At 61.4% G+C, this 26049-nt stretch carries 24 protein-coding genes; 15 read left to right on the top strand and 9 right to left on the bottom strand.

Annotated features, from left to right (window positions below; genetic code table 11):
* Nucleotides 1-203: hypothetical protein (locus Q0K00_RS06475; RefSeq protein WP_297228154.1), on the bottom strand; the 203-nt coding region annotated here is incomplete at its 3' end.
* A gap of 57 nt (nt 204-260) precedes the next feature.
* Between Q0K00_RS06475 and Q0K00_RS06470 the strand changes: the two genes are divergently transcribed.
* From Q0K00_RS06470 to Q0K00_RS06460, 3 genes are all read left to right on the top strand, one after another.
* A complete protein-coding gene (locus tag Q0K00_RS06470) occupies nt 261-1994 on the top strand; it encodes a TrkA family potassium uptake protein (protein ID WP_297228153.1) in 1734 nt (577 codons plus the stop codon).
* A gap of 55 nt (nt 1995-2049) precedes the next feature.
* A complete protein-coding gene (locus tag Q0K00_RS06465; RefSeq protein WP_297228152.1) occupies nt 2050-3186 on the top strand; it encodes an FkbM family methyltransferase in 1137 nt (378 codons plus the stop codon).
* Between the two features lie 410 nt (nt 3187-3596).
* Nucleotides 3597-4304 carry an HNH endonuclease gene (locus Q0K00_RS06460; RefSeq protein ID WP_297228151.1) on the top strand — a complete coding sequence of 236 codons (708 nt, stop codon included), beginning with the start codon at nt 3597-3599 and terminating at the stop codon, nt 4302-4304.
* A gap of 146 nt (nt 4305-4450) precedes the next feature.
* Here Q0K00_RS06460 and Q0K00_RS06455 read toward each other — a convergent pair whose 3' ends face one another.
* A complete protein-coding gene (locus tag Q0K00_RS06455) occupies nt 4451-5563 on the bottom strand; it encodes a glycosyltransferase family protein (protein ID WP_297228150.1) in 1113 nt (370 codons plus the stop codon).
* A 161-nt stretch (nt 5564-5724) separates the two neighbouring features.
* Between Q0K00_RS06455 and Q0K00_RS06450 the strand changes: the two genes are divergently transcribed.
* From Q0K00_RS06450 to Q0K00_RS06440, 3 genes are all read left to right on the top strand, one after another.
* A complete protein-coding gene (locus Q0K00_RS06450) occupies nt 5725-6312 on the top strand; it encodes a hypothetical protein (protein ID WP_297228149.1) in 588 nt (195 codons plus the stop codon).
* Between the two features lie 99 nt (nt 6313-6411).
* Nucleotides 6412-7692, top strand: coding sequence for a DNA repair exonuclease (locus Q0K00_RS06445; RefSeq protein ID WP_297228148.1), 1281 nt, complete (start codon nt 6412-6414; stop codon nt 7690-7692).
* Entirely contained in the window at nt 7692-11654 is a 3963-nt protein-coding gene (locus tag Q0K00_RS06440) for an AAA family ATPase (protein WP_297228147.1), read from the top strand. Before Q0K00_RS06445 ends, Q0K00_RS06440 begins: the two co-directional genes overlap by 1 nt.
* 116 nt (nt 11655-11770) lie before the next feature.
* Here the strand turns inward: Q0K00_RS06440 and Q0K00_RS06435 are convergent, their stop codons facing one another.
* Entirely contained in the window at nt 11771-12181 is a 411-nt protein-coding gene (locus tag Q0K00_RS06435) for an OsmC family protein (RefSeq protein WP_297228146.1), read from the bottom strand.
* 386 nt (nt 12182-12567) lie between these two features.
* On the opposite strand from Q0K00_RS06435, the gene Q0K00_RS06430 reads away from it, so the two are divergent.
* Entirely contained in the window at nt 12568-13356 is a 789-nt protein-coding gene (locus Q0K00_RS06430; protein ID WP_297228145.1) for a hypothetical protein, read from the top strand.
* Between the two features lie 655 nt (nt 13357-14011).
* On the opposite strand, the gene Q0K00_RS06425 is transcribed toward Q0K00_RS06430, so the two are convergent.
* The 5 genes from Q0K00_RS06425 to Q0K00_RS06405 form a co-directional block, all read right to left on the bottom strand.
* Nucleotides 14012-14611 carry a manganese efflux pump MntP family protein gene (locus Q0K00_RS06425; protein WP_297228144.1) on the bottom strand — a complete coding sequence of 200 codons (600 nt, stop codon included), beginning with the start codon at nt 14609-14611 and terminating at the stop codon, nt 14012-14014.
* Nucleotides 14612-14690: 79 nt separating this feature from the next.
* Nucleotides 14691-15047 carry an MmcQ/YjbR family DNA-binding protein gene (locus tag Q0K00_RS06420; protein WP_297228143.1) on the bottom strand — a complete coding sequence of 119 codons (357 nt, stop codon included), beginning with the start codon at nt 15045-15047 and terminating at the stop codon, nt 14691-14693.
* A 31-nt stretch (nt 15048-15078) separates the two neighbouring features.
* Nucleotides 15079-15576 (bottom strand): crossover junction endodeoxyribonuclease RuvC, encoded by a 498-nt coding sequence (ruvC, locus tag Q0K00_RS06415; protein ID WP_366141121.1) that lies wholly within the window; start codon nt 15574-15576, stop codon nt 15079-15081.
* 143 nt (nt 15577-15719) lie between these two features.
* Nucleotides 15720-16457 (bottom strand): YebC/PmpR family DNA-binding transcriptional regulator, encoded by a 738-nt coding sequence (locus Q0K00_RS06410; RefSeq protein WP_297228141.1) that lies wholly within the window; start codon nt 16455-16457, stop codon nt 15720-15722.
* Between the two features lie 122 nt (nt 16458-16579).
* Complete coding sequence (locus tag Q0K00_RS06405) at nt 16580-17245, bottom strand: RlmE family RNA methyltransferase (RefSeq protein ID WP_297228140.1); 666 nt, start codon at nt 17243-17245, stop codon at nt 16580-16582.
* A gap of 94 nt (nt 17246-17339) precedes the next feature.
* Between Q0K00_RS06405 and Q0K00_RS06400 the strand changes: the two genes are divergently transcribed.
* From Q0K00_RS06400 to yedF, 8 genes are all read left to right on the top strand, one after another.
* Nucleotides 17340-18938: a glycosyltransferase gene (locus tag Q0K00_RS06400; protein WP_297228139.1), complete on the top strand. Its 1599-nt coding sequence runs from the start codon at nt 17340-17342 to the stop codon at nt 18936-18938.
* Between the two features lie 115 nt (nt 18939-19053).
* Nucleotides 19054-20163, top strand: coding sequence for an AI-2E family transporter (locus tag Q0K00_RS06395; protein WP_297228138.1), 1110 nt, complete (start codon nt 19054-19056; stop codon nt 20161-20163).
* Complete coding sequence (locus Q0K00_RS06390; RefSeq protein ID WP_297228137.1) at nt 20156-21028, top strand: D-alanyl-D-alanine carboxypeptidase family protein; 873 nt, start codon at nt 20156-20158, stop codon at nt 21026-21028. The genes Q0K00_RS06395 and Q0K00_RS06390 overlap by 8 nt, the downstream gene beginning before the upstream one ends.
* Nucleotides 21029-21115: 87 nt before the next feature.
* On the top strand, nt 21116-21331 hold the full coding sequence (locus Q0K00_RS06385) for a twin-arginine translocase TatA/TatE family subunit (RefSeq protein WP_296303522.1): 216 nt from the start codon (nt 21116-21118) through the stop codon (nt 21329-21331).
* Nucleotides 21332-21349: 18 nt separating this feature from the next.
* Nucleotides 21350-21781 (top strand): ACT domain-containing protein, encoded by a 432-nt coding sequence (locus Q0K00_RS06380; RefSeq protein ID WP_297228136.1) that lies wholly within the window; start codon nt 21350-21352, stop codon nt 21779-21781.
* Between the two features lie 247 nt (nt 21782-22028).
* Nucleotides 22029-22310: a hypothetical protein gene (locus Q0K00_RS06375; protein WP_297228135.1), complete on the top strand. Its 282-nt coding sequence runs from the start codon at nt 22029-22031 to the stop codon at nt 22308-22310.
* 9 nt (nt 22311-22319) lie between these two features.
* On the top strand, nt 22320-24980 hold the full coding sequence (locus Q0K00_RS06370) for an EAL domain-containing protein (protein WP_297228134.1): 2661 nt from the start codon (nt 22320-22322) through the stop codon (nt 24978-24980).
* A 31-nt stretch (nt 24981-25011) separates the two neighbouring features.
* A complete protein-coding gene (gene yedF / locus Q0K00_RS06365; protein ID WP_297228133.1) occupies nt 25012-25623 on the top strand; it encodes a sulfurtransferase-like selenium metabolism protein YedF in 612 nt (203 codons plus the stop codon).
* Between the two features lie 173 nt (nt 25624-25796).
* On the opposite strand, the gene Q0K00_RS06360 is transcribed toward yedF, so the two are convergent.
* Nucleotides 25797-26049: hypothetical protein (locus Q0K00_RS06360; protein ID WP_297228132.1), on the bottom strand; the 253-nt coding region annotated here is incomplete at its 5' end.

The following is a 26049-nucleotide window of genomic DNA, read 5'->3' as shown; positions in this document are numbered from 1 at the left end:
CTTGGCAGAAAACCTCCAGCTTCATGTCTGAGCAGAGGGTGAACAACGTATTGACACTCTACACCTAGAGCATTTTCAGTTTGAAACGCTTCGCGTTCCAAACCTATGGCCTGTCGTTTTGCGGAAAAAACGCGGTTTTTCCGCTCACTTTGGGCCGGGCGGCGCTGTGCCGCCACCTCGCGTTTTGCCTTTTTCAGAGGCAAAACGCTCTATCCTGCCGCCCTTCTGATCTCTATGCATCCCAGCCGTAGAGCGCGATCATGAAATACCTTCCCTCCCAGCTCATGTCTTTCCTGCACGAACGCGGGACTCGCCACAATATCGCCATATTGCGACGTTTCAGCCTGACGTTGTTCCTCATGATCGCCGTCTACAGCGTGCTCTTCCACCTCATCATGGAGTACGAGGGGCAGCATCATTCCTGGATCACCGGCGTCTACTGGACACTTACCGTCATGTCCACGCTGGGGTTTGGCGACATCACCTTTACCTCAGACCTTGGCCGTGTTTTTTCCATCATCGTGCTCATGTCCGGGGTCATCTTCTTCCTCATCATGCTGCCGTTCACCTTTATCCAGCATTTTTACATGCCCTGGCTGGAAAGCCAGAAAAAGGATATGGTCCCCCGGCAGCTGCCCCCCGCCACGCACGGCCATGTCATCATCGCCGGCAGCGGCCCCATCACTCTCAACCTTGCCGATGACCTGACGCGCTACGGCGTGCGGAATATCCTGCTGTGCCATGACCCCCAAAGCGGCCTTGAGCTGCTGGAGCAGGGCTACGAAGTGGTGGCCGGGGATCACGACGACGTAAAGACCTACGCCAAATTGCGCGCTGACGCCGCCGCCATGCTGGTGGTGCTGGATACGGACATCCGCTGCACCAACATCGTCTTTTCCGCGCGCGAAGCCGCACCGCGCGTCCCCATCGCCGCCGGTGTGGAAAATCCCGACGCCAGCGACATCCTGCGGCTGGCCGGATGCACGCGCGTTTTCCAGTTCCACAGCGTCCTTGGCAAAGCGCTGGCCCGCCGGGTGCTCAACACGGCCCAGCGGGTGAGCATCATGGGGCGTTTCGGCAATCTTGTGGTGGCCGAGGCTCCGGTCATGCGCAGCAACCTTTCCGGCAAGACCCTGCTGGAATGCGGTCTGCGCGAAAGTACCGGCGTCAACGTGGTGGGGGTCTGGGACCGGGGCGTGTTCCAGCTGCCCCAACTGTCCACCCTGTTCACCGAGAGCTGCGTGCTCGTGGTGGCCGGGACGGAAGCGCAGATCAGGACACTGGACAAGCTCATCAGCGTTCCCCGCCAGAATGCCGAACAAACGCCGGCGGTCATCCTCGGCGGCGGTCGGGTAGGCCTTTCCGTGGCGGCCCATCTGGCGCGGCGGCGTATCCCGGCAGTCATCGTGGACCGTCAGGCCCACATCAATTCCGGCGAAACGCCGCATATCCGCGGGGATGCCTCGGATCTGGCCGTACTGGAAAAGGCGGGGATCCGTACGACGCCCTCCATCATCATCACCACCCACGATGACGACGCCAATATCTACCTGAGCATCTATTGCCGTCGCCTGCGCCCTGATGCCCAGATCCTTTGCCGCGCCTCGCTGGACCGCAACGTCTCCGGCCTGCACAGCGCCGGAGCGGATCAGGTGCTTTCCCTGGCGTCTCTGGTAAGCAGCAGCATCTTCAATATGCTCTCGCCGGACAAGCTGCTCATGATCAACGAACGCCTTTCCATCTTCCGCTACACCATCCGCGGAGCACTGGCCGGAAAGAGCCTGAAGGACTGCGGCATCCGCAACAAGACGCAGTGCAGTGTGCTGGCCATCCGCGGCGCGGACGGCTCCATGCACGTCAATCCGCCGCCGAGCCATATATTTGCGCTCCGGGATGCTCTCTATCTCATCGGTGACTCGGAAGCGGAAGACAAGTTCCGAGCCCATTACGGCATAGACGAAGATATCGGCACGCACGATGTGGACTTGAGCTGATGCCGTCCGGCGGTATCCTCTGCAGCACACAACCGGCTCCCTTGTGAGGTTTTCCATGACGTCCGCCTTTCAAAAACGCCTGGAGGAAGGCATACAGCAGCGTTTGTCCTCGCGGAAATATCGCTATGTGGACAACAGCTATGCCTATTATACCCACCCCTGCGAAGAAAACACGCGGGAAGACAAGGACTGGTTCGCGCAATATCCGGACATCTCCCCCGCGGTCTTCATGGCGACCCATGTGCAGGCAATCGCTCGCCAGGTGCTGACCAAGAGTACGCTCTATGCTCTGCTTGCCGACCGGCATTCACGGGATACGCTGCTTCTGGTCGCGCTCTATGCCCTGCTGGGGCATCGCTTTGTCCGCTTTCCCTACTTTGCGCCCGACGCTCCGGCGCGGCGGCAGGCCCTGCATGCCCGCTGCCTTGTCGCGGAGGAAGACCCCTCCATGCGAGAGGCCCTTGCCCGCGACGCCTTCGGGGTCGGCTCCCGTCTGAATCGCTACCGGACACACATGGCCGGGGAAGAGGTCAGTTTTTACGGCACCGGCGAGTTTCTGTATCAGCTTGAGGCCTTTCCGCCCTATCGCTATGCTGCGGGAACAATCCTTGTGGATGTGCAGCGGGGCGATCATGTCATTGACTGCGGCGCCTGCTACGGAGATACGGCCCTGCTCTTTGCCGCAAAGGCCGGTGAAGACGGCAAGGTGCTTTCCTTTGAACCGCATCCGGGAATAGGGCAGCTCTTTCTCCGCAACAGGGATATGAACCCCCGCCTTGCCCGGCGAATGACCTTATTATCCGCAGCCACCGGCGAAACGGCAGGCGGTACGGCCGCCTTCTCCCTGTGCGGGCCGGGCAGCCACCTCGAACACCACAATCCCCGCCTGCAACGGGCGGAAATTCCGGTAACGAGCATTGATGCCGAAGTGGACCGGCAGGGCTGGTCACGTGTGGACTTTATCAAGATGGATGTGGAGGGCGCAGAGCTTTCCACTCTCAAGGGCGCGGAGCTCACTCTGCGCCGCTTCCGTCCCCGGCTTGCCGTCTGTCTGTACCACAGTCCGGAGGATTTTTTCCGCATTCCGCGTTTTCTGGTGGAATGCGACCTCGGCTACCGCTTTTATCTGGAACATCATTTTATGAACGGCTGGGAAACCGTCCTCTACGCCGTGCCTGCTGCGGCCTGCTGACGCAAGGCTCACTTATTTTCTGAGGGTATAAAGCCATCTCATACCAAACAGAATTTTTATGGAACGAAAAATTATTTCTTATACCTTTGTCTTTTTGCGTATTTTCAAATTTGAAATACTTGACAACACCTTCAGCACAAAGTAAAAATATATTAAAAACTATATTAGAGCGTTTTATTCTTGAAAAGAATATAACGCGAGGAGGCGGCACGCGCCGCCCGGCCAAAGTGAACGGAAAAACCGCGCTTTTTTGGGAAACACCAAGCCGTATGGTTTGAAACGCTTGGCGTTTCAAACGAAAAATGCTCTAGGATAACAAGCCTATGCCATGCCCTATTTGTGGTATCGAAACACTAGAGGGAATCCCTTTATCTAATGGAAATATTTTACATGACGCATGCTATAGGAGTATGACTACCAGACTTTCTGAATTGTCTTTTCAAATTGATAGCCTAAGTAAATCAAAAAAAATTCTCGAACTAAAACTAAATAAATCCTCAGGATTTTTTGAAAGCATACTAAGAACTATCTTTGGTGGGGATAGCCCAGAATCAATCAGCTCTGAATTAAAATCAACTGAAAAATTATTAGAAAGCATCTCTAGTGACTACTTAAAATTAAAAATTTCAATTACAAATATTTACGACCTATGGACTTCTTATCCTCCAGATTGGGATAAAAGAGTTTTTGAAATAAAAAAGCTATACTTTGGATGTTGCTCACAATGCGGATCATATAAGAATCTTCACGTCCATCACAAAATTCCGCTAGGTCGTGGTGGCAGCAATAACATTGAAAATCTTATTTTACTTTGTGAAAATTGTCATAAAAAAGCTCACAACACAGATTCGTTTATAGATAAAAATTTTAGCCAAGCATTTGGAGAAAAAATAAAAAAAATAAGTTATGCTATAGACAAGAAAAGAAATATACAGTTTCTTTATAAGAAACCAACAGACTCAAATTATGGCAAAAGAATTATAACACCAAATAGACTTAAGCAGGTAGCACATCGGAAAACAAACGGAAACACACTATGTGTTGAAGCTTTTTGTTACACTCGAAATGAAAACAGAACATTTGCCTTAAAAAGAATGAAAAATTTGACTATTTTATAAACTTAAAAATAGACGACATAAGGCTACAAGATTAGAAATACATATTAATTCATTCGCAACTGCGCACGTTGCTTACCCGGCGCTGCATGTCCATATCCCGCTCCGCGACCTCTATCCGAGAGGTAAATATGCGGTATCCGCCCGCTTCAGTCATCCTGCTTCCTCCGTGCGCCGCCCTCCTCAATGACGGCAGGCTCGCCGCTCAGGGGCAGACGCCCCGTGCGGATGAAGGCATCCACCAGCCCGAACACCAGTTCATTGCCGCAGAAGCGTCCCCGGGCGATGTTCTCCCGGAAACGGGGCAGGTTTGCCTCGAACGTCCGCAGCAATTCCGGCGAGAGGTGCAGCATGTCGGCCTGCATGCCGTAGCCGAGCCGTTCGATATAGAGCGCATTGAAGCGCTGCTCCACCATGGCCTTGAGCGGAAGGGTGAGAATGGGCTTGCCCAGATGCAGCGCCTCGGTCATGAGAGTGTGCCCTCCCCCCTGAATGACGTAGGAACAGCCTTCCAGCAGACGCAGGAAGCCCTCTTCGCTTTTCTGCATGAAGATGACATTGCCTTCCCGCCCTTCCGTCCGGTCATAGCCGTAGACATAACAAGTACGCGTGGTGGACTGCCGCAAAAAGTCGATGAGCGCACGATGGGTGGAATTGCTCTGGTACACGAGCACATGGCCGTCATCACGCGGCGCAAGCTGCAGCACCCTGTCCCGCAGGATGGGCGGCACCACCCGGGCCCGGTAGCGCGGCAGCACCGGCGGCTGATAAAAGGAAACGATGAGATTGTCTCCGGTGGGACGGAAGAGATAGCGCGGCGTCAGCCCCTGCAAAAAGGCGTCCCACCACATGTTTGCGGGCAAATCATGACGGCAGCAGGTGATGACGTGCTGATGATCCAGCGTCAGACAGGGAAGGCCGGTACGCTCAGCGGCCCGCGGCACGAAATACTCCAGATCGGTCATGCAGACATCGGGCTGGAATTCGTCCATGATGCGCAGCACCGCCTCCACATGACGTTGCCGATGCAGCAGCAGAGGGACGGCACGGCGGACAGTGGCCGCCAGATCCACCTGATAGTTCTTGAATACCGTCCCCAGATTGGGGATGCGGCGTACGGGGAACTCCGGCTCCAGGACGCGCGGCGCGTCATCATTGGCGATGAAGAGGAATTCATGCCCGCCGAGCCGCCGCGCGATGGTCAAGCCCCGCATGGCGTGTCCGTGTCCCGTGCCGTGGATGCCATATAAGATGCGCGCCATGCCGCCTCCCTTTCCAAAAGCAGCGCCAGCGGCCGACCGTCACGCCCTCTGACCGCAGGCGGGATAATGATTGCCGACCCTAGCAGCGGGGCGCGGCCTCCGTCAACACGCCCTTGCTCTTGAGGCGTGAATTGGGCATACTCCTCCGACAGGAGCCATTTATGAACGTCCGCAAGATTCGTGAAGACCTCGGCCGGGCCCGCGCCTGCCTCAAACGCAACGAGACGCCGCGCGCCCTTTACCTCATCGTCACCGCCTTCAAGGAGACCGGAAGCAATCCGCCCATGGACCTGCGCGGCGACTTCCGGGAAACCATCACGGCCCTGGCCAAGGACGAGGATTTCCGACGGGAATATCCCGGTCCGCTCGCCTATCAGCCCGGCAATGAACGCGACCTCTGCAATCTGCTCGTCAAGCTCTATAAATCCATACAGGGGCAGGAGAAGCAGGAGGACTACGAGACCACCCTGCAGCGCAAGCTGGGGCTGGATCACTGCCTCAAGGAAGGACGCGCCCTGCTGGCGCAAGGCAAGGCATCGGAAGCCGACGCCGTATTCATGGACGGGCTCAAGAACTTCCGCAACGAGCAGGCCGTGTTCGGTCTCATGGCCAAGGCGCACATGGAAGCCGGCGAGTACGTGCGGGCCCTCGGCTATATCAAGAAGGGCCTGAGCTACGTGAAGGACGACCCCACCCTGCTCGAACTTGGCCAGATCTGCCTGCGCAAGCGTGAAGAAATGAAACGCTGAGGCCGTATCTCGCCCGGATACGGCGGGCCGCTTGTCAGCCGTCTGGAAAAAGTCTAAAGTTTTGCCTCTTTCTTCCCTTCACTTTCAACGAGGCAAAGCATGGACATCGTGCGGTACATACATGCGGCCGACCTGCATCTGGACACCCCGTTTCAGGGCCTTGCCCGCGAGGCCGCCCAGAGCGGTCATCTCTCGCGGATCATGCAGGACGCCACCTTCACCGCGTTGGAGCGCCTTTTCCGTTTTTGTGAAGAAAAACGCCCGGACTTCCTTGTACTGGCGGGCGACATCTACAATCAGGAAAACTACAGCGCCAAGGCGCAGCTCGCCCTGCGGGACGGCTGCCGACGGCTCGATGCGCTCGGCATCCGGGTATTCATGGCCCACGGCAACCATGACCCGCTCTCTTCCCGGCTCACGGCCATCCACTGGCCGGAGAACGTCACCGTGTTCGGGCCGGATGTGGAGAGCCGCCTTCTGGAAAAGGACGGGCGCCCTCTGGCCCTCATCCACGGCATAAGCCACGCCGGTTCCCGCGAAAACCGCAATCTTGCCCAGCTTTTCCGCCGAGACGACACGCAGGATGTCTTTCAGCTCGGCGTCCTGCACTGCACCGTGGAAGGCGAGACCAAAAGCGACCGCTACGCCCCCTGCTCGCTGGACGATCTGCGCCGCAGTCGTCTGGACGCCTGGGCTCTGGGGCATATCCATCAGCGCCGACAATGGGAAGAAGAGACCTTCATTGCCTATAGCGGCAATGCACAGGGCCTGCACATCAACGAAACGGGGCCGCGCGGCTGCCTGCTGGTCACGGCCTGTCCCCGTGAGGGCGGCTGGCGCTGCGAGAGCGAATTCCTGCGCCTCGGCCCGGTGGAATGGCAAAAACTGGATCTGCCGCTCGATGCGGTGGACAGTCTGGACGCGCTGGAAGACCGGCTTACCCGCCTTCTGGAAGAGAGCGCCCGTGCGCTTGACGGCAGCTGTGAAGCCATCATCGCCCGCGTGACCCTCACCGGGCGGACGCCGCTGGACGAACAGCTGCGAAAGGCCGAGGTCTGCGCCGATCTTCAGGAACGTCTGCTGCATCTGGCCGCCAATTCGCCGCGCATCTGGCTCAAGGATCTGCTGGTGGAGACCCGTCCCCTGCTGGACGAGGCCGAATACCGCCGCCGCGAAGACCTGCTTGGCGAGACCATGCGTCTCATCGACGAGATGCGCCGCCACCCCGAACAATTTGCCGAGCTTGGCGAGACAGCCCTTGCGCCGCTCTTCGCCCATGCCCGTATGCGCAAGGCCCTTGCCCCGCCGGATACGGAAGAAAGCCGCCGCCTGCTGGACGAGGCCCAGCGTCTGTGCATCGACATGCTGGAGGTCCGCTGATGTATATCAACTCTTTCCATATCGACGGATTCGGCATTTTCGCGGACGTGCAGGTCGATAATCTGCCGCCGGGCCTGACGGTCTTCCTGGGCGAGAACGAAGCCGGGAAGTCCACCTGTCTCGAATTTTTGCGCACCATGCTCGTGGGCTACCCCAATGCCCGCAGCCGCGAAGCGCGCCGCATCCCGCCGCCTCTGCGCGGCGGACAACCCGGCGGGAGCCTGAACCTCATCAGCGAGGAACAGGGAGAGATCCATCTGACCCGGCGGCCCGGACAGGACGGCGGCGTGCTGACCCTCAGCAATGCCGACGGCGATCCGCTGGAAAGCACCCTGCTCCAGCAACTGCTTTTCGGCATCAATCGAGATGTCTATCGCAATGTCTTCGGCTTCAGCCTCAACGAGCTGCAGACGTTCGAGAGCCTTTCCGGCGACGGCGTGCGCAACGCGCTGTACGGCGCCAGTTTCGGCGCGGGCCTGCGGTCGCCCGTGGACGCCCTGCGGGAGCTGGACAGCCGCAAGGACGCCCTCTTCCGGGCCAGCGCCAGCAAGCCCCGCCTCAATGAGGAGCTGACGGCGCTTGAGAAGTTGCGCGGCGAGATCCAGGCCGTCAGCGAAGAATCGGCCGGTTACGACCAGCTGGCGACCACTCTCAATGAAAAAAAGCAGACGCTCGCCGCTCTGCGTGAACGGCGCGAAGCGGTGGACGACGAACGCCGCCGCGTGGAACGCCGTCTCAACGTCTGGCAGCAGTGGGACGAATGGCGCAAATGCGGCCTGCGGCTGGAAGCCTACCCCGCCGTCAGCGCCGGTTTCCCCGAAGACGGCCCAGCCCGCCTCGCCCGCGCGCAGGAAGCGCGCGAGACCTGCGAACGCCAAACGGCCGCCCAGCAGGAGAAGCTTTCCCGACTGCGGGAGCAACGCGACGCCTTGCAGGAAGATGCCCGACTGCTGGAAGCCCTGCCCCGTCTGCGGGCACTGGCTGAACGCAAGAGCGGCTATCGGCAGGCCCAGCTGGCCCAGCCCCGCCTGCGGGGCGAACAGGAACGCGCCGATGCCGATCTTGCCCGCGAGCTGGAGCGGCTCGGTCCCGGCTGGGACTGTGACCGTATCCGGCAGACGGATCGCGGCATCTTTGCCGACAAGGATCTGGAACGTCAGGCCCGCGAGCTGAATGCCGCGGATTCCACGCATCAGGCCGCAGTGGATACGCTCGACCGTCTCAACCGTGACGTGGAGCTCTGCCGACGAGACATCACCTCCGCCACAGCCGCGCTTGAACTTCTGCCCGACCCGGCGGCCGCTCTGGGAGAGTCCGACCGCGACCGCCTGCGGCAGACGCTCGTCCTGCTGGAGGAAGGCCGCCAGCGCCTGCCCGCGCGAGAACGGGCGGTACAGCAGGCCCGGCATACGTTTGAACGTGCGCAGGAACGGCTCAAACTGGAAGCGGACGATCCGCGCGGTGCGCTGGATGCCCTGCTGAGCAAGCGTGAGGAAGCGCTGGCTCTGGCCCGCGAGGTCCAGACCAGCATCGACAGCGCCGCCGAGGCCGCACGGTCCGTACAGCAGGCCGAAGAACAGGCCGATATGCTGCGTGCCCGGCTGGAACAGCTGCGGGAAGAACAGCGCAGCAGCAACGGCCCCAGCCGCGAGGCCCTCGACAACCGCAGCAGCGCCCTGCGTTCGTTGCGCGCTCTTTCCGCCTCACTGGAAACGGAGCAGGAACGCCTCAAGGAACTGAGCGACCGCCTCAATGCCGAAAAGGAACCCGCCGCCGTCAAGAATATGGCCCTGCTCGTACTGGGGGGCATCATCATGCTGCTGGGCGTCTGCATCCTTGTGGGACACTGGCAGTTCGGTCTGGAAAGCCTTGCCATCACTGAAAACCTGCACCTGCCCATGACGCTCTGGTCCGGCTACCTCGTGCTGGTCTGCGGAGCCATGGCTGTGGGAGGCGGCCTGCCGAGGCGCAACGGCCCCGAGGCCAAGCGCCTGCGTCAGGAACGCCTGCAGCTGGAAAGCCGCCGCGAGACCTGCGCCCTCCACGTTGCCGAACTGGGCGACAAGGCCCGCAAGCTCTGTCAGGAAGCGGGCGTGGACAGCATGGATCCCGAAACGCTGGAAGCTGTGGAAGTCATGCTGGAGCGCAAGCGGGAACAATGCTTCAATCAGGAGCGCAGCCACAAGGAAGCCGAAGAGCTGCAACGCGAGATCGGCCATGCCCGCACCCGCATCGCTGAGCTGCAGTCCAAAGCCCATGAGATGCAGGCCGCGGTGCAGCGTATCCGCCGTCGCTGGCAGGATTTCATGAGTATGCTGCGGGTGGTCAACGTCCCCGCGCCGGAAAGCGCCGAAAGTTTCTTTGCCCGCGCCGAGTCGGCCCGCGCCGCCTGGGATGCCGTGGAGAATGCGCAGGCGGAGCTGGAAGGCCAGCGCGCCGACCTTGCGCAGTACGAAAGCGCTCTGCGGGCCTTCGCTCCCGTACAGGACTGCCTGCACGAGCCGCGCGATCTGCCTGCCCTGCTGGACGCCGTCCGTCAGGTGCTGGAATCCTGCCGCGAGGCTGACGCCGCCCGAGAACAGCGCATCAAGGCGACCGCCACCCTGCAGCATCATAAAGACGAGCTGGAGCGCATCCAGAGCCGACAGGCCGAGGCTTCCGAGGCGCTGGCTCAGGCCCAGACCCGCCTTGAAGCGGCTCGCCGCGACTGGGGCGAATGCCTTTCCGGTCTGGGACTGGGTGAGGATCTCGATCCTGAGACCGTCCGCAAGGCCCTGCAGTGCATGGATACCTGTCTTTCGCTCGATGCCGCCTGCCAGCGGCTTGCGGCGGAGCTGGCCCAGAATGAGCAGGAAATGGCAGCCTTGCGGCAACCGCTGGAACAGCTGCTGGCGGAGCTCTCCCGGCCTCTGCCCCGTGATGAAGAAGGAAAGATCGACTGGCTCGGCGCGCTGGACAGCACGCTGGAAGCCGCCGAACGGGCCGCGGAAGTGGATGGTGAAGCCCGCCGACTCGACAGTCTGCTGGCCGAGCAGGACGCCGAACTGCGCGCCGCCTCCGCCGCGCTGGAGGAGGCGCGGCACGGGGAGGCCACTCTGCTGCATATGGCCGAAGCGGCCGATGCCGACGAATTCCTGCGGCTGGCCGCCGTGCTGTCCCAAAGCCGGGAGACGCAGCGTCTGCGCGACAGTCTGCAGGAAAATCTGCGCATCGCCGCAGGCAATCAGCCGTTCGAGGCCTTCCTCGCCTCCTTTGAGGAGGAAGACCACGACGCTCAGGAAAGCCGCTGTGCCGCACTGAATGCGGAACTGCGGGATATCCGCGAGCAGGAAGAACGTCTTTCGGACGAAGTGGGCAGCCTCACGGCCCGCGTCAACGGTCTTACCGGTACGGATACGCTGGCCCGCCTGCGGCAGCAGGAAGCCCTTTCTCTGGAAAGTATGCGCCGTCTGGCCCTGCAATGGAGCGCTCTGGCTTTGGCCCGCGAACTCCTCATGCGTGCCAAGAACACCTTTGAGCGGGAGCGGCAGCCGCAGGTCATCCGGCTGGCGTCCAGCATCTTTGCCTCCATCACCGGCGGCAACTGGCGAGGCATCAATGCCTCGCTGGATGACACCAGCCTGCACATCCTGCCCCATTACGGCGAGGCCATCAGCCCCGAAGCCCTCAGCCGCGGCACGCAGGAACAGGCCTATCTGGCCCTGCGTCTGGCCTATATCCAGAATCACGCGGAGCGGGCAACGCCCCTGCCGGTCATCATGGACGATGTGCTGGTCAACTTCGATCCGCAGCGGGCCGCACGGGCCGCGCGTACCTTCATCGAACTCTCCGAAGGCCGTCACGGCCGCCCGCATCAGCTCCTCTACTTTACCTGTCATCCGCACATGGCGGACATGCTGCGGGAAGCGCAGCCGCATTGTGCCGTCTTCCGGGTGGAGAACGGCAGCATCACCCGCCAGTAGACGAAAAGCGGCAGAACAGCAGAACAGCGCAGCCCGAACGGTTTTTGCCGTTCGGGCTGTTTCACATCATGGCCGCCCAACCTTTCCGTGGACGACCCTCCAAAGCGTGCCGGCGCTTATTCCTGCCAGAGGAAGGTAAAGACCTGTTCCGTATCAGGATGCAGGCTCATGTGGACGGGGCAGGTACGGGCCGCCCGCTCGATGGAGGCTTTTTCCTTGTCCGAATAGGCGCGCTTCGGCATGATGAAGGTCACTTCCAGCTTGCCGATGCGGCGCGGGTCGGCATTCATGGTCTTGGTCACTTCCATTTTCATGCCGCTCACGTCCACGTTATGCGCCTGAGCATAAATGCCGATGATGGTCATGGCGCACGCCCCCAGCGCCGCCCCCACCATGTCCGTGGGCGAGAAGGCTTCGCCCTTGCCGTGATTGTCCACCGGAGCGTCGGTCGTGATGGTGGCCCCGCTCTGCTCGTGCCGCAGTTCCACCCGCAGATCCCCAAGATAGGTTCCTGTTGCCGTTGCCATGCTGTCCTCCTGGGTACAGGGATAAAAATATGTTGCCATCTTTTCTGACTCGATATCACGAGATCCGTGCCGGGATTGTTCCCGCCGCCTGTTCCGCGTTTCAGGGCCGAGTATGCCAGCTGTTGTCTTTCTGACCGGCAAACCGAACAGAAAACATGGAAACAGCGTCAGCTTGCCAAAGTCATGGCCGGAGGTCGAGCAAAATATCCCCTTCTCCGAACATGGCGTACCAAAGCCGTTCCGGGAAACGACTTGTCAACATACCGTAAACCCATTAGAAAAATGTCATCTTTCCGAAAGCACAGCCATTGAGGCCATTCCTGCCGGGAGAACTCGGAAAGCCTTACGGCAAAATCCCGGCGAGCTTTTCCAGCAAGGAGATATCCATGTATCCTGTCCGTGTGCTGACGCTGCTTATCCTGTGTTTCATGCTCGCGGGGCATGTCGTCCCTCTCGCTGCGGAAGGTCAGCCCGACATCGTCGGCCTTTCCCTCGGCATCACGCTCTCAGAGGCGGAACAGAAGATCAAAGCTGCTGATCCGGCGTTTGAGATCAAGGCTCTCAAGGATAAAAGCGGCACGGTCTGCGGATATGAAGCCTGCCGCACCGACAAAAAATCCATGACCATGACCGGGCCGCGCCTCGAAGAGCAGATCATCGTCCTTGCCGGCAAGAATGGTCTGGTGAACACCGTCGCAAGAAGTCAGCAGCAACCCGCTGACAGCGGTCTGCTGCCGGAGACGCTGGACGCTGCCCTGCGCGAGAAGTACGGAGAACCGAGCCTGCAGCGCGTTCAAAAATGGGATCGCATCATGGCTTGGGCGCATGACAGCAATGGCAATCCGATAAAGGATATCTCTCCCTATCTGGCACGTCCGAGCGACAAGCCCCAGCAGCCAAGCTCGTGGGGCAGTGTTACCCTGTCCCGCCTGACGGAAGCGCATATGCTGGCCCCCAAAAAGCTGCCGCAGGATGGGGGTACGCTCATCCTTGCGCGCTTCGGCCTGAAATCACCGGGAGGATCTCCTGACGCCACCATGCGCGTGACCGCTTTTTCTGTCAGCATGTTCGATATGGCTGCCCTCTATGCCGATACCGTTGCCGACAAAGAAGACCAGACGCGCCGGCAGCGCGAACAATACGAAAAGGACAAGGCAAACAAGCCGACGCTGTAGATATTGCCGTGCGGCCAGCGGGACAAAAGGGGAAAAACGGCAGCGTCCGTTTCGATCCCGCTTTTCCCGCCGCCGCAGGGAGAGTTACTGCTTTGCTCTCGGAAAAATATGCACGGCAAACGTCTGGATCTGGAGGACGGAGAGACACGAGCGTCATGACTCGCGCTGCGTTGGTATGCTTGCCCCTCCCACTGCGGCGCCTGTTAGGGTCTGATAACGCTCTTCACTGCTTGTTTGGGAGAAGGCTCCCCTCGCTCAGCTGTCGATGCCCATAGCTTCCTGCGTCGCAAAAGGCACGGCCTGCGGCCGCCTTTTGGTCGCTCCCTTCCCCCAAGCCCCCTTCCCCAGCGCGCTTTTACTGTGAAATGACAGGAATAGGAGACAAGCCCACCCCCAAAGGGGCGTGTTGCAAATTATTTACTGCCCCCTAGGGCCTGTTAACACAAAATTTTCAAACAATTTCAATATATAATCCAAACAGACAGTATACACGCCGCTTGCTTTTGGGACGAGAGTGCCTCGTGTCTTTGACTCTTCCCATGGTAAAAGCGCGCTGGGGAAGGGATGGGGGGCTTGGGGGGAAGGGAAACCTGCTCCCGCGCTGGCGGAGGAGGTTCCCTTCCCCCCAAACAGGTAACGAATAGTGTAACAGGCCCTAACCGAACACGCCGTCCTGCCAGAGCACACGCAGACCGATGGCCAGCAGTACCAGGCCGCCGATGAGTCCTGCCCAGCGCTGCAGAGCGGCCATACCGGCAAGTACCCGGCCGAGATGCAGTCCGGCGGCCGAAATAAGCGCACAGGTCAGACCGATGATGACGGCGGGCCGCCAGATGGGCGTACCGGTCATGGCAAAGGTCAACCCCACTGCCAGCGCGTCGATGCTGGTGGCCACAGCCAGCACAAGCAGCGTCTTCCAGCCCAAGGGCGATCCTGAGCACTCCGCCGCCGCTTCGGGGGCCTCCCCTCCGTGCTGATGGAATTCCTTCCAGGCGCCGCGCAGCATGTTGCCGCCCACCCAGGCCAGCAGGATAAAGGCGATCCAGTGATCCCAGGCCTCGATATAGCTGTGGACGGACTGCCCCAGCAGCCAGCCCACTACCGGCATGAAAAACTGGAAAAAACCGAACGCGCCGCCGATGCGGCAATAGTGCTCCCAGCGGATGGGTCGCAAGGCGCAGCCGGAAGCGACGGCAACGGCAAAGGCGTCCAGCGAGAGGGCAACGGCAAGAAGAAGCACGGCAAGGAGCGACATGGACTCTCCATAACTGATAGGGGACTGATACGCCTCGGAGGGGGCTTTTTGCCGCCGGATGCGGCAGATATCGAAGGCTTCAACGAGTCAAAAGGAAGCTTTCATCCAAAAGTCTGTAGAGCTCGTCATCCGGGAAGGAACCGTCAAGAGCAAGGCTGATCCAATGGCGCTTGTTCATGTGATAGGCCGGAAAGGCTCCCGCAACGCCGCTGAGCAGCATGTCCGGCGCCAAGGGAGTCTTCACGTTGATCACATCCACCTCCCCTGTCCCGGGTAGATGCAGGCAGCGCGCCCGCACATTCATGAGCACGCCATACCATTTTCCGTTGTCCGCATGGCGCAGGACGGCATAGCGAGGCTGGCGCGGCCAAAGAAATTCCGGCGATGTGGCATACTTCACTTTTGCGTAGGCCAGCAGGCTCTCACGATCTGCCATCCCCATTCTCCTCTGCCCTTGTCGTCGGTCGTCAACGCCTGGCAAGGGCCGCAAAGCGACGCATGGTCAGATGACAGATGCCCACGGCCAAAGCGTCGGAAGTATCCAGCGCCCAGCCTTCGCCGCGCACGTTGAGCAGACGACGCACCATAAAGGCGACCTGCTCCTTTTCGGCGCGCCCTGTGCCCACCAGCGCCTTTTTGACGAGGGTCGGCGCATAGTCGCTGACAGGGATGCCGCAGGCGGCGCAGGCCGCCACGGCAACGCCGCGAGCCTGTCCCAGCTTGAGGGCGCTGGCGGCATTCTGGGCGGTAAAGACCTGCTCGATGGCTGCCTCGGCGGGAGAATGACGACGGACGACAGCGGCCAGCTCCGTAAAAATGCGGGCAAGCCGGGCGGAAAAAGCGGCATTGCCGCCGGAGGCCGTACGGATGATGCCGCAATCCACCAGCGTCAGGACGCCCGATGTTTCCCGGATGACGCCCCAGCCTGTACGCTGCGATCCGGGGTCGATGCCGATGATGGTCAGGGGATGACCGGGCTGTTCTCTGCGCGCGGACAAAAGCGTCTCCTCTCCGCATCAGACATGCCTTCCCATCGCGGGAAGGGAAAAAGAAGGCCGGGAGGAGGCGTATGCCCCTTCCCGGAAACATCTGTCATGCGGTGACGCCGTTAGTCCGTGGCCATGTCGTCGGGGAAGTCCACGTTGGCAAAGACGTTCTGCACGTCGTCGTTATCATCCAGCGCGTCCATGAGCCGCAGCACCTTCTGGCCCATGTCGGCATCCACGGCCACGAGATTCTGCGGCACCATGGCCAGCTCGGCGCTCTGCATGGCGATGCCCGCGGCTTCCAGAGCATCGCGCACGGCGGCAAAGTCGGCCATGGCGGTCTGGATGGTCCAGACATCGTCATCATCCACCACATCATCGGCGCCGGCTTCCACGGCGGCCTCCATGATCTTGTCCTCGGCGTAGGCGTTCTTGTCCACGGTGATGACGCCCTTGCGGTCGAACATCCAGCTCACGCTGCCGTTTTCCCCCATGTTGCCGCCGTGCTTGGTGAAGAGGTGGCGCACTTCAGCCACAGTGCGGTTCTTATTGTCGGTGGCCACTTCCACCATGATGGCGATGCCGCCGGGGCCGTAGCCCTCGTAAAAGGCTTCGGTCAGGTCGCCGCCCGCGTCCTCGCCCGTGCCCTTGCGGATGGCGGCCTCGATCTTGTCCTTGGGCAGGTTCACAGCCTTGGCCGCGGCAATGGCCGCACGCAAACGGGGGTTGCCCGCCGGATCGCCGCCGTTCTTGGCGGCGATGATGATTTCCTTGGCGGCCTTGGTGAAGACCTTGCCGCGCTTGGCGTCCTGACGGCCCTTGCGGTGCTGGATATTGGCCCATTTGCTATGCCCAGACATACAACCTCCGAAACTTGGTGACTTGTGACCGCCCGTGCGGTCAGGTGAAATGGACGAAAAAAGCGGCACACCGGCACCGGTGCGCCCAAATGCCGGAGCCTTCCCCGTATGGGGAGCAGGCCCTATGCTTCTCCGGGATCGGGAGCCGCCGGACCGGCGCTCGCCGCAGCGTCAGCGGCCGGACCGGCCGCCGGAGAGGCCGCCCTGAAGCCCATGCCGACAAAGAAGGTCTCCTTGCTTTCGGCACGGGAACTCTTGGGCTTGAAAGACTTGACGGAACGGAAGGCCTTGCGCATGGGCTGCAGGAGCTCCTGCACATCCGGCCCCATGAAAATCTTGACGACGAAGCTGCCCCCCGCCTTGAGGTGCAGACAGGCCACGTTCAGCGCCTCGCAGGCCAGTTCCAGCGAACGGGCCTGGTCGGTGAACTTCGTCCCTGTGGTGCGCGGGGCCATATCGCTCATGACCACGTCAAACGGCCCCTTTTCCGCAAGCAGGGCCTCGAATTCGGGAGAACGCTGGAACACGTCCTCCTGCAGGAAGGTCACCTGCGGCGGGAAGGCCGTCTCCGTCGTCTGGATGTCGCAGCCCAGCACGAGACCGCGCGGCCCGATACGCTCGGCCGCGCCCAAAGACCAGGAACCGGGGGCCGCGCCCAGATCGAGTACGCGCATACCCTGACGAAAGAGCTTGAATTTGCCGTCCAATTCCTTCAACTTGTAGACGGAACGGGCGGGATAGTTCTCTCGCTTGGCCTTGAGGAAATAGTGATCGCGATATTCTTTCATAGGATTTGTCGGCAGGTAGTTTACTCTTTTTTTTGTCCGCCGCCAAGTCCTGATTTTTCTCCCTGCGCCTCCGCCGGATCGCAGCCGCACCGCCATGCCACAAAAAACGCTCTCTGCTCCTGACGCTGTGGACGCAACGTCGCCGCGCCCGCAACGCCCCCGCCTGCCGGACTGGAACGGCAGCCCTGTCAGTCTGCCTGCGGAAGCGGCCGCATGGCAGGAGATCGCGCCCGCTCCGACTGCCGAAGCGCCGACCCTGCTGCTTGGTCTGGGGCCGGATGCCGTGGTCGCGCCCCTTGCCGCTGCCGGACCGGACGCCGGGCCTTTTTTTTGGCTGGAGGCCCCGGAGATGCTGGACTGGCGGCAGGCCCGTCGTCTGCCCCTGCCCGATGCCGCCCATGCCCGCCCAGTCTCCGAAGCGGCGGCCGGAACACTGGCGCAACGTTGCCGCGTCCTGTTCTATCAGCCGGGTATGCGTCTCTTTCCCCGCTTCTGGGGACCACTTCTGGGCCGCCTGGATGCCGCACGCCTGCACGACGATCGCCGCGCCTCTTCTCCGTCCGACGTTCCGGCTCTTGTCCTGCCGGGTGATGCGCACACCCTGCTGCATCAGGAGCTTTGCGCCGCGGCCGCGGCCCTTCGCCTGCCCGTCATGTCCTGGCCCGCCCGCGTCGAACAGCCACAACAGATCTCCGCGCTCCTGCGGCGTCTGGCCGACTTGCCCGGTAGCCGGCCGCCGCTCTTCCTCTCCGTCAATCTGCGCGGGCTGGATCAACAGGGGCGCATCGCCCACGCCTGTCGGGCGCTGGGCATCCGTCTGGCCATCTGGTTCGTGGACATGCCGTGGCATGTGCTCTCCAGTCTGCGCCTGCCCTGGTGGCGGGACTTCCCCCTCTTCGCGACGGATGCGAGCTTTCTTGCGCCGTTGCGGGATGCCGGGGCGCGTCAGGCGGATCTCCTGCCGCTGGCGGCGGCACGGCACATGTGGTTGCCGCCGTCCGATACGCCGCCATCCCTGCCGCCGCTCTTCGTGGGACGCGCCTCCTTTCCCGATCATGCGCGCTTCTTTGCCGCCGCCCATCCCGCGAAGGCCGACCTCGCTCTGGCGGAACATATGCTGATACAGGCACATGAGGCACAGGCCCCGCTGCCCCACATCCACTGGTGGCAGCACAGACTGGGCGCGCGGGGCTGGCCGGGCATGGCCATCCGTCAGGCAGGCGCGGGAGCGGACGCCTGCTCGCGCCGCCGCCGCGCGGACTGGCTGGCAGCGGCCGTGCGCGCAGGCTTCGTCCTTTGCGGCGATGCGGCCTGGTCCACCCTCCTGCCCGGCACGACCGTACTGCCGCCGGTGGATTATTACGGCAGTCTCCCCGCGCTTTACGCCCGCTCCGAGGCTGTGCTCAACGTGACGAGCCTGTTGCTGCCCCATAGCCTGAGCCAGCGTCACTTCGACGTCTGGGCGGCGGGCGGCGTGCTCTTGAGCGATCCCACGCCGGGGCTTGACCTTTTTCCCGCGGAACTGGTCCGCCCCATGCGACTGACGACGCCCGACGAACTGCCCGCGCGATTGGCGGCCCTGCGGCGCTGCCCGGATGAACGGGCCGCCCTTTCCGCAGCCTGGCGCAGAGAACTTCGCGCCCACCACACTTACGGACACCGCCTGCAAACGCTTCTGCGGACCGTCGACTGACGGCTTCTTCCCACGTGCGGTAACCTTTCACATTCCGTCACTATTTACCGCTTGGCAGCAGGCAGGCCCTTTGCTACACTTATTCGATACACTTGCCGTATCTCCTGATCCCGTTATGACAAAAAGCGCCTGTTTTCCCCGCATCCTCTATCTGCTGGCCGTCCTGGCCTGCTACCTGCTGCTGCGCCCCAATCCGATCACGCTTTTCATGGCCGCCTGCTTCGCCTGCCTGAGCCTGCCGCTCTACCGTCGTCTTGCCCGGCGGGCCTGTCGGCTGCGTCGGCGCGTGCTGTGTCGTCAGCCGGATCTGCTGCGACGCCTCCTTCTGAGACTGGTGCGCCAGATCCCGCTTTTCGGGTATACGCTGCTCATCATTTCCGTCATCATCATCCCCGTGGCGACCCTCATCCTGCTGGTTTCTCCGCAGGTCGCCGGCGGTCTCGCCCGCCTGCGCGAGCTTCAGGAAAACAATTTCCAATTGCCGCCCGAATGGGTCCAGTACTTCCAGACCTTTGAAAAAAAGCTGGCCGATTATCCCGGCCTCGAATCCGCGTATAACGAACTGATCCATAATATCGACAGCACGCTCAGTGACGCCATGGGCATCCTCATCAACCGGAGTTTCGATGTGCTGGGCGGCACCATGAACGTCCTCTGGAGTCTGGTGCTCTTCGTCATCCTGACAGTGGTCTTCGCGGTCTACGCACGACGCATCGCTCAGGTCTGTTCCCGGTTGACCCAGATCCCGCCCGCCATGCTGCGCCGCTTCGTCAGCGCCATCCGCCGGGCACTGCGCGGCATTATGCTCGGCATCCTGCTCGTGGCCGCCGCCCAGGGCTTCCTTTGCGGCATCGGCTTTTCCGTGGCAGGCATCAACCAGCCCGCTTTCTGGGGCCTGCTGGCCACGGTGGTGGCGCCCATCCCCTTTGTGGGCACGGCGCTGGTCTGGGTACCGCTCTGCCTCTCGCTCTGGTTCACCGGCAACGGCATGGCGGCCATCGGACTGGCCCTCTGGGGCACGGTGGCCGTGGCCGGCGTGGACAATGTGCTGCGCCCTCTCTTCCTGCGGCAAGGCATCAAGGCGCCGTTCTTCATCCTCATCATCGCCATCATCTGCGGACTGGCCAGCTTCGGCGCGGTGGGCCTCATCGTCGGCCCGGTGCTGCTGGCCTTTGCCCTGCAGGCGCTGGAAGAGGCGCGTGCCCTTTATGAAAATCATGGCTGAACCTTCTTCGTCCGTATCTCTCCGGCGGATCCTCCCCGTCCTGACGCTGACGCTGCTGTGTCTGCTCTGCCTGACAGCGCAGACCGCTCATGCCGGTGTGAAGGCCATGTTGCTCATCAATCTCAATACCGGCAAAACGCTTTATGAGCGCAATGCCAATCTGAGCATCCCGCCCGCCTCGCTGACCAAGCTCATGACCATGTATCTGGCCATGGATGCCGTGTCGTCCCGCAAGCTCTCGCTCATGGGCAAGGTGCGCGTCACGCGCGAGGCCGCGCGCACAGGCGGTTCTTCCATGCATCTGCGTACAGGCGAACGCCTCCCGCTCTCACGCCTCATGCTCGGCATGGCCGTCGCATCAGGGAACGACGCCGCCATGACCGTCGCTCACGCCATTTCCGGCAGCACCCGCAACTTCGTGCGTCTCATGAATCGCAAGGCCCGCAATCTCGGCCTGCGGCATACCGTCTTCAAGAACCCCAGCGGTCTGCCCGCTCCGGGCCAGAAGACCACTGCCCGCGACATGGCCAAACTGGCCCGCGCCTACCTGAAGGCCTATCCTTCGGTACGTACCTTCCACGCCACCCGCCGACTGGTGCACCGAGGCCGTGCCATCAACAACACCAATCAGCTGCTTGGCCGGGTGCGCGGCGTTGACGGCCTCAAGACAGGCTTCACCGTCGCCAGCGGCTATAATGTCATCATCACGGCGGAGAGGAACGGCGTCCGCCTCATGGCCGTCGTCATGGGCGGCAGCAGTCGTGCCGCGCGCGACAATATGGCCCGTCGGCTCGTCGAAGCGGGCTTTGCCGCACCTTCTTCTCCCGCCAGAGTAAAACGTCTCATGGCCGGGAGGCGGCGCTGATCGTCCCCTCCGCTTGACCTCAACCCCTCTGGGCCGTATGCTGAAGGCGTTTGGCCTACAGGCCCCACTTTACGGGAGGCTTTTTCCATGCTTGGTGGTATTGGTACTCAGGAGATCCTCGTCATTCTGGTCATTGTCCTGCTCCTTTTCGGCGCCAAGAAGTTGCCGGAGATCGGCGGCGGACTGGGCCGTGCCATCCGTAACTTCAAACGCGCTTCCTCGGAACCGGACGAAATCGACATCACCCCCGGCAGGGACAAGCAACAGGCTTCCTCTTCCGACGACGAATCCCGCAAGGCGTAACCGCTAAAGGATATTGCCATGAAAGCTGAACAACTTTCCGTTTTTCTCGAAAACCGTGCCGGCCGTCTGGCCGAAGTGACGCACACTCTCGCTGAAGCCGGCGTCAACATCCGGGCCCTCTCGCTGGCGGACACCTCGGACTTCGGCATCCTGCGTCTCATCGTTTGCGACCCTGAACTGGCCAAACAGGCCCTCAAGGAAAAGGGCTTCACCCTCGGGCGGACCTCCGTGGTGGCCGTCGAGGTACCGGATCGGCCCGGCGGGCTGGACAGCGTGCTGCAGCTCGTTTCCACGCACGACATCAACGTGGAGTACATGTACGCCTTCCTGCAGCGGGAAAAGGGCGGAGCCATCCTCATTTTCCGCTTTGACAAGGTGGATCAGGCCATCGAACTGCTCCGGGAGCACAAGTTCACCATCCTGCCGCCGGACGAGATCTGCGCGTTCTAAGCCGGATAGCCTGTCTCCCTGCCTTCCCACACCTGTCAGGCGACAGACGGAACCATTGCGCGGCCCATGCCGCATCGCTCCGCACCCTGCGCGGAAGACAGGACGAAGGACGGGCATCGCTCCCATTTGACATGCGTCGGGGAAGGGAGGTTTTCCTGCGGGAAAGATTTCCCTTCCCCCTTGTGCATCAGCCGTCGGCAATGCCGCATATCCAGAAGCCGTCCAGGCGGACGGCAAAGGCGAGTCCATGCTTCGGAAACTTCTTCCTGCCCTCCTGTTGCTGTGCCTTTTCGTTGCCGATCTTGCCCATGCCGCCTCTCCGACCCTGCCGCCGCAGGCCTACATGGCGACCAACAAACAGACCTTCTATTACTTTTCGCCGGAGGTCCTCGCCCGAAACCAGAAGGAAAAAAAGCTCGTCCGCGTCGGCTGGTTCGATATCTCCGGCATATTCCAGAAACGTCAGGGCAAGATGGCGGGCTATGCGGCGGATCTGCTCCAGGCCGTCTCGGCCTATACCGGCTGGTAATACGAATGGGTGCACACCACCATTGCCGATCTGCCCGCCAAGCTGGCTTCCGGTGAGATAGACATTGTCTGCGGCATTTCCTACACCCCGGAACGTGAGGCCGTTTTCGACTATACGAGCCTCCCTGTGGGCTACGAATGTCTTACGCTCCATGTGGCGGCGGACAGTCCCATCCGCTACATGGACTTCCAGGACTTTGACCACATGCGCGTCGGAACGGTCAAGGGAGCTTACGGCGGCAAGGTCATCGAGGAATTTACACGGCAATACCAGTTCTCCATCCGCCCGCGGACGTTCTCGACCAAAAAAGAGATGCAGGCGGCCCTGCAGCGCGGCGAGATCGACGGCTATATCGACGGCTCCCTGCACGGCGACGATGCCAAGATCGCGGCCATCATCGCCATGGAGCCCTTTTTCTTCGTCACGGCCAAGGACAGCCCCCTGATGCCGCCGCTCAACGAAGCCCTGAAGCAGCTCAACCTCTATTCGCCCTGGCTGCTCGCCAGTCTGTTTGACAGCTACATGCACGGCATCCAGCAGGTCGCCTTCAGCCAGACCCGTGCCGAAGAGCAATGGCTTGCCGAAAAGCCTCGTCTGCGAGTGGCCTACAGCGCGCAGCAGACCATGATGAATGACCACATGCCGGGCTCCAACTTCCTCATCCGCTTCATGGAAGAACTTTCCCAGCGCAGCGGCATCGCCTTCGACTACGTTTCCGCGCCGAGCTATCCCGAAGCGCTGGCCTTGCTCAAGGAAGACAAGGCGGACATCATCAGCAGCATCTTTGCCGGGCTCGGCATGTACGCCTCACAGCCGCTGCTGGTGAGCCGCCCCTTTTTCGACATGCCCGTCCTGCTGGTGGGACAGGAAAAAGCCGTACCGGGCCGGGGGATCCGCGTCGGCGTCACACATGAGCTGCTCTCTTTCGGGCAGGCCTACATGGCTGCCTATCCCGAGGACACCATCACCTTTTACGATTCCATGCAGCAGTGCATGGACGCCTTCAAGCGTCAGGTCATCGACGCCTATATCCCCGGTTACCCCAATGCGAGCGGCACCATGCCCGTCAATCCGCCCCGGGCATCCATGCTGACCACCCGCGCCCGCTACCCCATGTCGCTGGGCTTCCGCTATGACATCTCTCCCTATGCCATGTCGGTGCTCAACCGTTCCATCATGACCATGAGCACAGCGGACATAGACGCCCTGCTCCTGGAACGTACCGCCCCCACTCCCGGCGCGGTCCTGCTGAGCATCCTGCGGGAATACAGTCTTGAACTGAGCATTGGCGGCATCATCCTCTTTGCGGCCATCGTCCTGCGCGTCCTGCACGTCAATCGCCGCCATATGCGCGAACTGGAGGAAGTCGCCTACCGGGATCCCCTCACCGGCGGCAACAACCGTGCCCGCTTCATCCACGACGCCCATAAACTCCTGAGCCATACCCAGTCCCCCTATTACCTGCTGCTGTTCAACGTACGGCGCCTCAAGCTCATCAACCGCACACGCGGACATCGGGGCGGGGACCTGCTCATCAAGCTCTGTTACCGGGACTTGCGCAAGCAGCTTCGCGGCAATGAGCTGATCGCCCATGCGGCGGCGGGGAAATTCCTGTTGCTCTGGCAATGCCGGGACGTAGCGGAACTGCGGCAACGTATCGAAGCCTTTTTCGACAGCTCCGTCTCTCTGCGGCAAAAGCTTGGCACGACCGTGCTCTTTTCCTGCGGGGTGACTTCCACCATGCCGTATGACGGCAATATGGCCAATTGCCTGCTGCGCGCCGAAACAGCGGAAAGCAGCGTCGCCGACGACAGTTATCGTTCGAGTTATACGCTCTATGACGCCCGTCTGGAGGCTGTCCTGCTCAAGCAGAACGAGCTGGAAGACCGCATGACCGGCGCCCTGCGCAACGGGGAATTTCAGGTCTACATGCAGCCGCAGCACAATCTGGCCGACAACAGCCTTCACGGGGCGGAAGCCCTCATCCGCTGGATCCCACCTGACGGAAAGCCCATCTATCCAGATGAGTTCATTCCGCTTTTCGAGCGAAACGGCTTCATCCGCGAGTTGGATCTCTTCGTGCTGCGTACGGTCTGCGCCTGGCTGCGCCAGCGCATGGACGCGGGCCTGCCCGTCTCCACCGTCAGCATCAACCAGTCCAAGGCCCTTTTCTTCTCTACTGATTACGTCAAGGTATTCCTCAGTATCCTGGCCTCCTACAACGTGCCGACCTCGCTCATCGTGGTGGAGATCACCGAAAGCATGGCCTGGCTGGATGAGGAACTCTTCAAGAGCAGTCTTGCCGAGCTCAAGGCCTGTGGCGTACGCCTCGCGCTGGACGACTTCGGCAAGGGCTACGCCTCGCTGGCGGCCCTGCAATCCTTTGAACTGGACATCATCAAGCTGGATAAGGCGTTTCTGGACAATGCCGCCAGCGATGAAGACGCCGCTGACGTCATCATCGGCTCCGTCATCAGCATGGGCAAGCGTCTGCATCTCTTCATGCTCTGCGAAGGCATCGAAACGCCGGAACAGCGCGACTACCTCACCCGCGTGGGGTGCGATTGCGGACAGGGCTATCTCTTTGCCCGCCCCATGCCGTTGGCGGAATATTCGCTCTATGTGGATGCGCACGCCTCCCGGACGGACAGCGAGGCGAAGCCCTCATAAACTCGTTCCCCATCGCCCAGGAAGGTGAACCATGCCCATGAAAGAAGTGGATTGCCGCGGCCTCGCCTGCCCCGGCCCCGTTGTCGCCTGCAGCCGTGTGGTCAAGCAGGAAACGCCGTCCGCGTTGTGCGTCCTCGTGGACAATCCGGCCGCCGTGGAGAATGTCAGCCGTTTTCTGCGCACCAGCGGCTACACCGTCAGCAACGAGCGCAAGGAAGAGGCCCTCTGGCAGATACAGGCTTCCCGCGAAGCCGTCGGCACTTCCGAAGCGGCCTCCGTACCGCAGGCTTCCGCCCCGTCCACGCGAGGAAAGACCCTCGTGCTCATCACCACGGAGACCCTCGGGCGCGGCGATGAGGCCCTCGGCGCCAAACTCATGGACAATTTTCTTGCCACCCTGCCGGAACTGGGAGACGCCCTCTGGCGTATCGTCCTGCTCAACGGCGGCGTCCGGCTTGCTGCCCGTCCCGGCAAGGCTCTCGACAGCCTCAAGGCGCTGGAAGCCGCCGGGGTGTCCATCCTCGTCTGCGGCACCTGCCTCGACTACTACCAGCTTCTGGAAAAGCGCGCCGTCGGCCAGACGACCAATATGCTCGATGTCGTCAGCAGTCTTGCGCTGGCTGACAAGGTCATCCGCCCCTGATGCGGACGGAGTGAGATCATGAAGCGGGGGAAGGGAACTTTTTGCAAAAAGTTCCCTTCCCCCGTACCCCCATCCCTCAAAAACTCTTGCCGGGGAGGATGACGTCTTGCCGGACCGCGGCAGTCGTCGCCCGCCTGTTGGTCCCCCGGTAACACGCTTTGTGCTGTCAGGCCTCAATCATCGGAACGTCTCCGCCAGGGCAGGACGTTGCGGGCCGCCTTTCCCAACGAGGAGACGGCATGTCGTGTCTGTCGGTTCAGCGTCCCCGCCGCCGAAGCCGCCGCCGAGCCCGCCGCGCATACGCCTTCGCTCACGCTGCTGGCCGCATTGCGCACGCCGTTGCCCATGACCGAGGCCGCCGAACTCACCGCCCCCACTGTGGCGCTGGTGGCTGTTCCCGCCGCCCGCAACGTGGCGGTTATGCCG

The sequence above is a fragment of the uncultured Desulfovibrio sp. genome (assembly GCF_944327235.1).
GTDB lineage: Bacteria > Desulfobacterota > Desulfovibrionia > Desulfovibrionales > Desulfovibrionaceae > Desulfovibrio.
This window is presented reverse-complemented; position numbering and strand designations above follow the sequence as displayed.